This window comes from Micromonospora deserti (assembly GCF_003236335.1).
GTDB classification, from domain to species: Bacteria; Actinomycetota; Actinomycetes; order Mycobacteriales; family Micromonosporaceae; genus Micromonospora; species Micromonospora deserti.
In genome coordinates, this window is record NZ_POUB01000237.1 from 1 (window position 1) to 9,259 (window position 9,259).

Here is a 9,259-nt window from a genome sequence, read left to right on the forward strand (position 1 = left end):
ACGCACCACCACCCACCCAGTCCGTAGCATCAAAGGCCAGCGACCGCGGATCGCTACCCACGTTTCCTAGACCACCCGTCGCACATCACCTGGCGGAACCGCGTCGCACATCAGCTGACGGATCACAGCGGCAGCCGACCTGTCGTACTCCGCATGACGCGTTACGTGGTGGCTTCACTTGACGCGTGACACGATGCCCTAGCTCGCTGGCTATCCGCTGTGAATGCGGGCGGTCGGAGGGGCTGGCCTATCCGCTTGTGCCGATGAGCGGATAGGTCATGGTGCGGGCGGTCCCTCGACGGCTACCGCGGTAATCCTGCTCAACCACTCGTCCTCAGGACGTTTGTATTGCTCAAGGTGCTTGCGGCGTATGGCGGCGATGGGTCCGTCTTCCGGGAACCGGGCAGCGTCGAACTTGATGATCGTGGCCGGTCCGGACGCCAGCCAGGGGGACGGGTCGAGCCCGAACAGCGCCATCGCGGCGAACACCCCGCCCCCACTGATGTCGGCAAGCGGGTGCTCATCCTCGCTCGACAGCGGTTCACCCATCGCCATACCCCGCGTCAAGCCTGTGTGCGACGTGTGGATGTACCTCAGCGGCTCGCCGTCGCGGGCGACAGTCAGCCAATATGTACCTGACACGGTTTCAGCACCAGCGCCCACAACGGTGCCCAGCTCAGCGGACATGGCAACGAGCATGTCGGGACTGTCGGACAGGAACATTGACGTGTCGACTAGGAATGCATGGCCGTCGCGTCCGCCGAGCAGCAGGTCGAACTGCCCCGGGTCGACTTCAGCGTCGGCAGTACGTTCCACGGCCGCATCGCTGATGAACTCGCCTGCATGTCGCGACAGCTCCTCCAGCAGCCTGGTCGGTGAAGCAGTCGCCACGAGGTACCCGCAGTGCAAGCCCATGCGCGTACCCTAGTCCGCCGCGCCGGATTACGACGTCTGCTGGATCTCTTCCCCCAGGACGACGACTGGAACTGCGAGCCTGACTCCGCTCTGTCGCCGACTGCTCGATCCTTCCGGGCAGGCCTCCGGCTAGCGCTGTTTCCAGAGGTCCTGAAGCGCCAGAGCCCGTGCCTCGATCAGTCGCATACGAGGCATCCACTCGCTCGGCGCGGTCCAGTTGGCCTGGCCGGTGATCTGGTCCGGGTGCTTCCGGTACAACAGCCCGGGTTCCGCGATGAAGTACCCGTCGGTGACGACTGACGCGGCGATCAGTAGCCCGGTGTCTTCTCCGCCGGGCAGGGCCATCCATCCGCCAAGTGCGAGCGCGAGATCACGTCGGATGCACAGCGTCGCTGGGTGAACCGGAAGCCGGTACCGGTTGTTGCGGAAGTACCCAAGCACATCGCCCTGGTGGAGGGTGCCGTCTGGTGGGTCTGCGTGCTGCCATCCGACCGTCGATCCGTCCGGCATCAGGTCAAGCACGCTGCACGTGGTCCAGCCGACATCAGATCGGCCGGCAAGTACCTCGATCTCACGTGCGAGGGCGCCTGGGGTGAGTCGGTCGTCTGCGTCCAGGACTCGCAAGAGGTCGCCGCTGCTGCGCGCCATTGCCATGTTGCGCGCGGTCCCTGGACCGCCAGGTCTGCCCGTCCCGCTCAGTACGCGGGGGTCGTCGGGCAAGGAAGCCGCGACCTTGCCGGTACGCCCGTCCTCCTGGACTAGCCACTCCCATGTCCATCCGCCTGGCAGCTCTTGTGATCGGAGCGATTCGTACGCGTCTGCCAGGTAGGGGATGCTCGGCGGGTGGACCGGAGTGATCACGGAGATCTTCACTCGGACCACCGCGCCAGCTTCGTTGTGTAAACGAACTCGGTCCGGTCGCCGGGCAGCACGACGTTGGAGACCTCGACGACGCAGTCTTTGGTGTCGATGGAGATCTTGCGAAGGATGAGCACCGACACTCCAGGGGGCAGCTTCAGGGCTTCGGCTTCGTCCGCCGAGGGCGGCCGTGCAGTGATCTCGTCAACGATTCGGTCTAGCTCGATGCCGATGGTGAAGAGCTGGTTCTGGGTTCCGCCGGGCCATGGCTCGTTGTTGTCGTCGAGCAGTGCGGGGTTCTCGGCAACGACGTCGTAGACCATGTAGGACGTGTTGAGGCTGAGTGGCACCTTCTCCTTGCGCGAACTCGTGTGGTAGATGCGCTCAAGCATCTTGGCCCCGACAGGAACGCTGAAGAGTCGGGCGAGGTCGGCGCTTGCGGGCACAGTCCGATACTCCGCCGAGAACTCAAGATCCTGCATCGTCAATCCGGTGTCCCGCTCGGTCGCACCGGTACGGCGTCGCTGGGACTCCGGTAGCCGGGCTCGATCCTTCTCCCACTGGTACCGCTCGGGAGAGCGTCGCACTCGCTGTCGAGGCGCGCGCACGAAGGTGCCTCGACCGTGGCGACGGTCGACGAGACCTTCTGCTTCAAGCGCATCGAGCGCTTGCCGAACAACGGGCAAGCTCACCTCGTACTCGTCCTTCAGCGTCTGCTCGTTTGGCAGCTTCCCCCCAGGCTCTAGCTCGCCCGAATGAATCTTTTCCCGCCACTCTGCGGCGATCCGCTCCCATTTGGCCACGTCTTCACACTCCTTCACGTCAGCCCTCAGTTTAGGTCTTCATGAAGTCTTGACGCGATCGGTCGATCCGCCTTACCTTGTCTACACGTCTTCATGAAGACATGAAGACAACGGAGTGCACCGACGAGCGGTGCCCCAAGCAGACAGGAGACGGCCTTGAAGCTGTACGTGGACACCACGCGCAAGCAGGTGACGGCGTCGAAGGACCCGGAGCCGAAGAACGACCAGAACGGCAACCAGAAGTCCGAGAAGAACACGGGCCGGCTCATGTGGTCCACCCAGGTCTTCGTGCTCGACGAGACGGGCGGGGAGGTCATCACCATCACCACGGCGGGTGAGAAGCCGAGCGTGAAGGTGGGTGACTTCCTGGCAGTCGAGCAGTTGGAGGCCATTCCGTGGGCGACCAACGGGCGTAACGGCGTCGCGTTCCGGGCGGTGTCTCTGAAGCCGAAGAACGGTTCTGCGGCCAAGTAGGTCCCTCGCACGACGTGCTGTGTGTGCCACTGGTGTCCGTGGCCACCGCGCAAGCGGCCTGACGGTCCGCTAACCCACCTCAAGCGGTTCCGGGAGTTGTTCCTGACTCCTACTTCTCCCGGTCCGGTCGCCACCTGGCAGTGGTGACAACCCCGAAGGAAATGGCCCGGGGTCGGTACTGACTCCTACGTCTGCCGACCCCGGTGCCGCCTACTCATCCGACCCAACTGGCATTGGGAGGACTCGTCGTGTCCAAGTCTAGCCCCCGTCGCTTCGGCGGCAAGTCCACCGCAACGGTGACGGTCATCGAGGCCAAGGTTCACCGTTCCTCCGCGCGGAACGCCAAGATGGCGTTCATCCTGACGGCGGTCATCGTCGGCCTTCTGTCGGCCGTGGTGGCCGCTTCCTACTGGCACCCGATCGTGGCCCTGTTCGTCGGTGCCCTGATCGGTGTCCCGACCGGCGCTGTCGTCTGGCTGCTCGTCCGGGTGTGGCCGGTGATCCGGCTGCTGTGGTGGTGGAGCCTAGAGGTGTTCCTGGCGGTCGTGCTGCTCACCTGCTGGGTGCAGCTCGCCAACCACACCCCGACCGTGGTGACCCTGCTCGTGGTCGCCCTGGTCGTCGGCGTCCCCGCCGCCATCCCAACCGTGCGCCGCCAGGTCATCGCCTGGACGTGGTGCCTGATCGTGCGCCACCGGCTGCGCGTGTGCTTCGCGCAGTTCATCATCGCCAACCAGTCCGGCAGCCTCCCGCTGATCCTGTGGGCACGCCCCACACCGGTCGGTGAACGGGTCTGGGTCTACCTGCGTCCCGGCCTGTCTGCCAAGGACCTGGAATCCCGCCTCGACAAGATCGCGGTGACCTGTCACGCCTCCACCGTGCTCATCGAGCGCGCCTCGGAGAGCAACGCCGCCTATCTGCGGTTCGACATCAAGCGCCGCGAGGTGCTCAACGCCCGCGTGGGCTCGCCCCTGGTCGACGTGATCGACCCGACCGCACCCGTCTCGGCGTCACCGCTGACGGTGCCCACCGCCCTGGACCTGCCGGACGTCGACGCACCGACGATCACCCTCCCGGCCCAGGGCAAGCCCGCCGGCAAGAAGCCGGCCACGACCGCCAACGGCAGCAAGCCCGCGGCTTCCTCCGCGTCGGACGACACCGACGACGTCTCCGACTGGATCTGACCCCACACCAACCCCGGGACGCGAGGAGTCATTGCGGCTCGTTCGTGTGGCTTCTCGCGCCCACCACTCGCCCAAGGAGGGCACCCATGACCACCACGACTCCCACCACCGCTGGCGCGGTGCCGGTGGGTGCGGGCCTGTCGATGTTCGACCCGGTGTTCATCGGCATCGACGAGTTCGGCCAGCCCGTCTACCTCGACGTCGTCTACCACAACCTCCTCGCCGCCGGCGAACCCGGCGGAGGCAAGTCCGGCCTGGTCAACAACATTTGCGGCCACGGCGTCCTCTGCGACAACACCCGCCTGGTGCTGTTCGACGCCAAGCTTGTCGAACTCGGCCCCTGGCGCGACCTGGCTGATGCGTTCATCGGCCCCGACATCGACCACGGCATCGACATCCTGCGCCGCCTCCTGGTCGTGGCCACCAACCGCTACACCTGGCTGCTGGCCAACCGGCGCCGCAAGCTCGCCGAAGGCGACGGCATGTCGGTCATCCTCACCGTCATCGACGAACTCGCCATGTACTCCACGGTGCTCGGCACCAAGGCACAGCAGGAAGAGTTCTCCACCCTCCTGCGCGGGCTCGTGTCCCTCGGCCGGGCCTGCGGCATGCCCGTCGTCGCCGCCACGCAGCGCCCCTCGTGGGACATCATCCCCGCCTCGCTGCGGGACCTGTTCGGCTACCGGGCCGCGTTCCGGTGCACCTCGCTGAACAGCTCCAACATCATCCTCGGCCAAGGCTGGGCCGAACAGGGCTACACCGCCTCCGACATCGCACCCACCAACCAAGGCGCGGCCTACCTCCTGGCCGAAGGCGGCGTACCCCGCCGCATCAAGGCCGCCTACCTCACCGACACCGACATCTACAACATCGCCGATTACGCCGCCTGGACCCGCCGCCCCACCGGCACACCCGCCCCGGCGGTCGACCCGACCGAATGGGAGATGGCGGCATGACCACCCGCGAACGCGCCTACGCGCGTGCCAACAACCAGAAGGCCGCCCAGTACACCGAGCTGTGGATCATCGGCCGCCCCGAGGACATCGCCGCCATGGTCCAGGTCGCCTCGGCCAGCGGCCGACTCGTCTTCGCCTCCACACCGACCCGTATGGGCGGTGACGACACCCGGCACCGCCGCTACCTGCGGCTACGCACCACCTGAATCGGCCGACAGGACCAGGTCATCGCCTGGCAGCAGAGCTGGTCCTGCCGACCTCCACCAACAGCCCCGAAAGGACGTGGCTGCCATGAAGGCTACCCAGAAACCACCCACCACCGTCGAGGTCACTCCTGCTGACCTGCTGCGGATGGCTGCCCTCTACCTGCGCCGGCACGGCTGGACCCAGAGCAGCTACTACGACATCTACGCCCCCGCCGACTTCCTCACCCCGCCGGCCTGCGCCGCCGGGGCCATCGGCATCGCTTGCGCCGGCCACCGCGTCGAGCACTTCTCCCAGCTCGACGGCGGCACCCTCGCTGATTACCTCGCCGCCCTGGGCGCGTTCGTCGACTACCTCGACACCACAACGCCGGTCTTCGCCGTCGACGAAGGCGGCTTCGTCATCGACGAGAACACCTCTCCCTACTCGTGGAACGACGACCCGGCCCGCACCGCCGAGCAGGTCATCACCGCCCTACAGGCGGCTGCCGACGAGTGGGACCGCCTCCACGGCCAGGGAGGCGAGAACTGATGTTCACCGTCAAGGCGTCCTTGACGCGCACCCCCCGTCAGAAGCGCCGCGAGGTCGTCGAGAACGACGCCTTCGCCGCGTTCGCCCGGCGCATCATCCGCGCCCACGGCCGCCGCGTCGCCACCGGCGACATCGAAGCCCTCCGCGACCTGGTCGCCCTGTCGGCCAACCTCGACGGGGCCATTGGAGAGGCCGTGATCGGCCTGCGAGCCTTCGGCTACTCCTGGTCCGAGATCGGCACCCGGCTCGGCATCTCCAAGCAGGCCGCCCAACAGCGCTGGGGCGGTGAGAAGCCGTGACCGATCTGCACAGCAACGACCTCGCCGCCCTGGCCGACCGGACCGGCATCCGGGTCGAGTTCTACGACCCGCTCGGCACCCGCTACGGGTTCCCCACCTTCCCCTACCACGCCGCCCCTGACGGGCTGGCCACCGTGCGGCAGCTCCGCGCCGCCGGTCTGCGCCCCGGCGGACACGACCCGGTCGCCCAGATCTATTGGCGACACCGCAAACAGCGCCGGGTCGCCTACCTCTACCGCCTCGACCTGGCCGCGCCCAAGCGCACCGCCACCGAGGCCCAGCGGGCCGCCATCGCCAAGGCGCTTCGTGCCCGCCGTACCTGCCGCGTCTGCGGCGTGGTGCAGCCCTACTACATCCCCCGCCGCTACGGCTGCTGCCTCACCTGCCACGAAGGGAACCCGTCGTGAGCTTCAACCTTGCTGACCCCTGCCTGTGGTGCATCGAGCAGAACACCCCTGCCGGCGTCCACGACATCCTCGGCCCCGTCTACGTACCCTGCCCGGCCTGCCTCGGCGTCTGCCCGACCTGCGAGGGCGACGGCCTGTTCCCGGCCGACTTCACCTGCGTGCCCTGCTTCCTGGTCAGCCTGGCCGTCCTCGGCCTACGACCGCTGTTCTGCGTCGGTTGTTCCGGCGTCACCGACCTCATCGACCTCGAAACCGCCCCGGAGGTGACCCCTCATGGCCACCACTGATCCCGCCGCCGTCACTGAGCAGTTCGCCGCCGAGTACGCCCGCAACGCCGTACCCGCGATGCTCAAGGCAATCAGCTCGATCAAGCGGTACAACCGGTTCGTTCTGCTCGGTGCGCTGCTGACCAGCTACCTGCACCAGGCCCACTACCTGTGGACCCAGGACGCCGGCTACTTCGCCTACCTAGTTCCGCTGATCTTCGACGCCGCGATGGTGTCGATGCTGACCGTCGTTCGCACCTCCGGCATCGCCAAGGACGCCAAGCGCGGAGCCCTGGTGGTGTTCGCCTGCGCCGCCCTGTTGTCGGCCACCATCAACTTCGCCTCCCCTGGCAGCCTCGGCCTGCGCCTGGTCTTCGCCCTGGTCGTCGTCCTCGTCATCGGCGTCGAACTCGTCGCCGGACGCATCCGCCCCGACTTCGCCGCCATCGAAGCCGAAGCCGCCGCCCTGCTCACCGCCGCCCGCAACCTCGCGGCCACACCCGAGCACACCACCGAACCCATCCTCCCGGCTGTCACGCCGGACACCACACCGCCGCCGGCCGTCGACACTGCGGCCGTCGTCGACACCCCGCCGGCCGCCGCGCCGGCTGTCATCGAGGCACCTGCGCTCACCCCGATCCCGGTCGCACGGCCGGAGGTCCCGACGCACCTGGTGCCCACCGCCCGCTTCGCCACCCGCCAACACGAGCAGACCCACGGCCGACCCATCACCACCGACGAACTGGCCGCCCTGCTCTCGGTCACCCCGGCCATCGCCCGGGAACTGCTGCACACCATCAACGGCCACACCCCCGCCGTGAACGGCACACCGGTCGGTGGTGCCCGATGACCATCTACGTCGTCGACATCGAGTACGTCACCCACACCTGCCCGGCCTACACCGTGCCGCACATCTTCGACACCCGCCGCACCGTCATCGACGTCATCCCCGGCGGACCCTGCCGCACCCCGGTCACCATCCGCTGCGGCGACACGACCGCCACCGTTCCCTGCTACCGGCACGAACCGGCCGCCCGCCAGTGCGGAGCCTGCCGCATCATCGTCACCCAACACACCATCACCACCCGGCACCTCGACGAGGTGTCCGCCTGATGGTGTCGACGCTGGACCTCACACCCCGGACCGCTTCGGCCCGGGGTGTGGGCTCGAACGCCGACACCCCACCGGTCTACGCCTACACCGCCGAAGGCTCCGCGTTCCTGCGCGCCCAACAATCCGACTACTTCGGCTGGCTGGAACACGTCCGCGCCGCCGCCGGCTGCACCCGCCCCATCCGCCTCGCCGGCCAACTCCTCACCGTCGAGCAGAGCACCGGCCGGATCCTCGACCAGCGGCACACGGATGCCATGCCCGACGCCGCGATCTACACCGCCTGCGGCAACCGCCGCGCCACCGTCTGCCCGTCGTGCGCGCAGACCTACCAACGCGACGCCTTCCAACTCCTGCGCGCCGGCCTCGTCGGCGGCAAGGGCATCCCCGGCACCGTCGCTCAGCACCCGGCCGTGTTCCCGACGTTTACGGCCCCGTCCTTCGGCCCGGTCCACGCCCGCGTGGTCAAGCGGCACACCTGCGGCAACCGGAAGCGCTGCGACTGCCGCGCCGAACCGTGCCACGCCCGCCGCGACGTCGCTCTCTGCCCTCACGGCCGCCCGGCGGTCTGCTGGGCACGACATGAGACTGGAGACGCTGTCCTCAGGCATCCGCTGTGCCTGGACTGCTACGACCACGACCACCAGGTCGTCTGGAACCTGTTCTCCGGTGAACTGTGGCACCGCACCAAGCAAGCCGCGGAACGATGGCTGGCGAAGCTCGCCCGCCGCCGGGGCATCCCCCGCGTCGAGGTCGTCACCGCCTCCGGCAACACCCGCAGAGTCCCACCGGTCCGCCTGTCACCGGGCAAGGTCGCCGAACTCCAAGCACGCGGAGCGGTCCACTTCCACGCCATCGCCCGCCTCGACGGCGTCAACGGCCAGGACCCCAACGCCATCGTGCCCCCGCCCGCCGGGTTCGGCGTCACCGAGCTGGTCGACGCCTTCCGGCACGCCGCCCGACAGGTCGCCTTCCACACCCCGCCGCACCCCGACCGGCCCGACGGCTGGCTCATCGCCTGGGGCGAGCAGCTCGACATCCGCCCCATCACCACCGGGGCCGACGGGGACGTCACCGACGGGATGGTCGCCGGTTACCTTGCCAAGTACGCCACCAAGAGCACCGAGGCCACCGGACACACCTCCACCCGCCTGACCGCCGACAGCATCGGGGACTACGCCGACCCCGACGGCGACCACACCGCCCGCCTCATCGACGCCTGCTGGCGAATCGGCCGACCCACCCACACACC

14 protein-coding genes and 1 pseudogene are annotated in these 9,259 nt (G+C 68.0%); 11 read left to right on the top strand and 4 right to left on the bottom strand.

The window, feature by feature from the left end; translation table 11 throughout:
* Positions 1-276 precede the first annotated feature (276 nt).
* The 4 genes and pseudogenes from C1I99_RS24925 to C1I99_RS24935 all read right to left on the bottom strand — a co-directional run bounded on the left by C1I99_RS24925 (position 277) and on the right by C1I99_RS24935 (position 2,576).
* The gene (locus tag C1I99_RS24925; protein ID WP_111136626.1) at positions 277-915 is read right to left on the bottom strand and encodes a hypothetical protein; all 639 of its coding nucleotides are present in this window, start codon (positions 913-915) and stop codon (positions 277-279) included.
* Between the two features lie 129 nt (positions 916-1,044).
* Positions 1,045-1,437, bottom strand: coding sequence for a hypothetical protein (locus tag C1I99_RS34200; protein WP_233512700.1), 393 nt, complete (start codon positions 1,435-1,437; stop codon positions 1,045-1,047).
* Positions 1,438-1,479: 42 nt separating this feature from the next.
* A pseudogene (locus tag C1I99_RS34205) lies at positions 1,480-1,797 on the bottom strand (glycosyltransferase); the annotation flags it as partial.
* Positions 1,785-2,576 carry a GntR family transcriptional regulator gene (locus C1I99_RS24935; RefSeq protein WP_111136638.1) on the bottom strand — a complete coding sequence of 264 codons (792 nt, stop codon included), beginning with the start codon at positions 2,574-2,576 and terminating at the stop codon, positions 1,785-1,787. The pseudogene C1I99_RS34205 and the gene C1I99_RS24935, both read right to left, overlap by 13 nt.
* 156 nt (positions 2,577-2,732) lie before the next feature.
* Between C1I99_RS24935 and C1I99_RS24940 the strand changes: the two genes are divergently transcribed.
* The 11 genes from C1I99_RS24940 to C1I99_RS24990 all read left to right on the top strand — a co-directional run.
* Positions 2,733-3,050 (top strand): hypothetical protein, encoded by a 318-nt coding sequence (locus tag C1I99_RS24940; RefSeq protein WP_111136628.1) that lies wholly within the window; start codon positions 2,733-2,735, stop codon positions 3,048-3,050.
* Positions 3,051-3,346: 296 nt separating this feature from the next.
* On the top strand, positions 3,347-4,234 hold the full coding sequence (locus tag C1I99_RS24945) for a hypothetical protein (RefSeq protein WP_111136629.1): 888 nt from the start codon (positions 3,347-3,349) through the stop codon (positions 4,232-4,234).
* 86 nt (positions 4,235-4,320) lie between these two features.
* A complete protein-coding gene (locus C1I99_RS24950) occupies positions 4,321-5,190 on the top strand; it encodes an FtsK/SpoIIIE domain-containing protein (RefSeq protein ID WP_111136630.1) in 870 nt (289 codons plus the stop codon).
* A complete protein-coding gene (locus tag C1I99_RS24955) occupies positions 5,187-5,396 on the top strand; it encodes a hypothetical protein (RefSeq protein WP_111136631.1) in 210 nt (69 codons plus the stop codon). The genes C1I99_RS24950 and C1I99_RS24955 overlap by 4 nt, the downstream gene beginning before the upstream one ends.
* 85 nt (positions 5,397-5,481) lie before the next feature.
* Entirely contained in the window at positions 5,482-5,925 is a 444-nt protein-coding gene (locus tag C1I99_RS24960; RefSeq protein ID WP_111136632.1) for a DUF6197 family protein, read from the top strand.
* A complete protein-coding gene (locus C1I99_RS24965; RefSeq protein WP_111136633.1) occupies positions 5,925-6,224 on the top strand; it encodes a hypothetical protein in 300 nt (99 codons plus the stop codon). Before C1I99_RS24960 ends, C1I99_RS24965 begins: the two co-directional genes overlap by 1 nt.
* On the top strand, positions 6,221-6,631 hold the full coding sequence (locus C1I99_RS24970) for an RRQRL motif-containing zinc-binding protein (protein WP_438941447.1): 411 nt from the start codon (positions 6,221-6,223) through the stop codon (positions 6,629-6,631). Before C1I99_RS24965 ends, C1I99_RS24970 begins: the two co-directional genes overlap by 4 nt.
* Positions 6,628-6,918: a hypothetical protein gene (locus tag C1I99_RS24975; RefSeq protein ID WP_111136634.1), complete on the top strand. Its 291-nt coding sequence runs from the start codon at positions 6,628-6,630 to the stop codon at positions 6,916-6,918. The genes C1I99_RS24970 and C1I99_RS24975 overlap by 4 nt, the downstream gene beginning before the upstream one ends.
* Positions 6,905-7,747, top strand: a complete 843-nt coding sequence (locus tag C1I99_RS24980) for a DUF2637 domain-containing protein (RefSeq protein WP_111136635.1) — start codon at positions 6,905-6,907, stop codon at positions 7,745-7,747. The genes C1I99_RS24975 and C1I99_RS24980 overlap by 14 nt, the downstream gene beginning before the upstream one ends.
* Positions 7,744-8,010 carry a hypothetical protein gene (locus tag C1I99_RS24985; protein WP_111136636.1) on the top strand — a complete coding sequence of 89 codons (267 nt, stop codon included), beginning with the start codon at positions 7,744-7,746 and terminating at the stop codon, positions 8,008-8,010. Before C1I99_RS24980 ends, C1I99_RS24985 begins: the two co-directional genes overlap by 4 nt.
* On the top strand, positions 8,010-9,259 hold a 1,250-nt coding region (locus tag C1I99_RS24990; protein WP_111136637.1), incomplete at its 3' end, for a replication initiator. The genes C1I99_RS24985 and C1I99_RS24990, both read left to right, overlap by 1 nt.

Bases quoted from the DNA above. Each gene is read 5' to 3' on its own strand.
- C1I99_RS24925 (WP_111136626.1), bottom strand. From the start codon at position 915: ATGGGCTTGCACTGCGGGTACCTCGTGGCGACTGCTTCACCGACCAGG.
- C1I99_RS24950 (WP_111136630.1), top strand. From the start codon at position 4,321: ATGACCACCACGACTCCCACCACCGCTGGCGCGGTGCCGGTGGGTGCG.
- C1I99_RS24955 (WP_111136631.1), top strand. From the start codon at position 5,187: ATGACCACCCGCGAACGCGCCTACGCGCGTGCCAACAACCAGAAGGCC.
- C1I99_RS24960 (WP_111136632.1), top strand. From the start codon at position 5,482: ATGAAGGCTACCCAGAAACCACCCACCACCGTCGAGGTCACTCCTGCT.
- C1I99_RS24965 (WP_111136633.1), top strand. From the start codon at position 5,925: ATGTTCACCGTCAAGGCGTCCTTGACGCGCACCCCCCGTCAGAAGCGC.
- C1I99_RS24980 (WP_111136635.1), top strand. From the start codon at position 6,905: ATGGCCACCACTGATCCCGCCGCCGTCACTGAGCAGTTCGCCGCCGAG.
- C1I99_RS24985 (WP_111136636.1), top strand. From the start codon at position 7,744: ATGACCATCTACGTCGTCGACATCGAGTACGTCACCCACACCTGCCCG.